This window comes from Stenotrophomonas sp. GW821-FHT09E08 (genome assembly GCF_059416125.1).
This window is the reverse complement of sequence record NZ_JBWKOO010000041.1, coordinates 1-718: the sequence shown is the minus strand read 5'-3', so window position 1 is coordinate 718 and position 718 is coordinate 1. Positions and strand designations below refer to the sequence as shown.

Genomic DNA, 718 nt, shown 5'->3' with positions numbered 1-718 from the left:
GCCAATGCCTTGCGGCCACGGGAAGAAATCATCGGCATGCTGCCTCCAGCGGGATGAAGCCGGTCTTGGACGCATCGGCGCCCGCCGGTACCTGGTAATCAATGGTGCAGCGCTGGTCGGCACCTGCGCCCCACTCGACCTGCAACTGGCCCTGGTTCTTCTCGCTGCGCACGTACAGGCGGCCACCCTGGCTGACCATGCCCACTGGCTGGCCCTGCTCGTCCTTGACCTGTGCACCGAACGGCATGGTGCGGCCATCGGTGTTGCGCACCTGGATCAGCAGCGCGTTGCCCTTGCGGGTATCGAAGCGCAGGTAGCTGATGGCACCGGCGAACGGCGCGATCGACTGACTGGTGCTTTCCAGCTCGACGTCGTGGGCCATGCCCTGCGGATCGAGGGTAACGGTGTTGAGGCGGTACGGCGACACGTACGGGACCACCGCGTAACCGCGGCCATCGACGCGCAGGCCCGGGGCGTTGCTGACGATCGCATCGCGCGCGCCCGGTGCTTCGACCAGCACCATGGTGTCGCCACGCTGCGGGGTGAAGGTGAAGCCGCCCGGATGCACGACCACGCTGCCGTTGGCGCCGACCGAGGCCTGGCGGAAATCGCGCGAGTGGCTGTAGGTGGCGTTCAATGCGCTGTAGCGGCTGCGGTATTCGGCGCTGCCGACCGCGGTGGTGCCACCTTCGCGGGAGTCGGAAAGGGCCACGCCGTA

Annotated in this window: 1 protein-coding gene; it reads right to left on the bottom strand. The window is 67.5% G+C overall.

Annotation, left to right across the window (positions count from 1 at the left end):
- Positions 1-28: 28 nt before the first annotated feature.
- A partial coding sequence (locus AC07M7_RS21130; protein ID WP_495208228.1) for a fimbria/pilus outer membrane usher protein occupies positions 29-718 on the bottom strand: 690 nt, incomplete at its 5' end.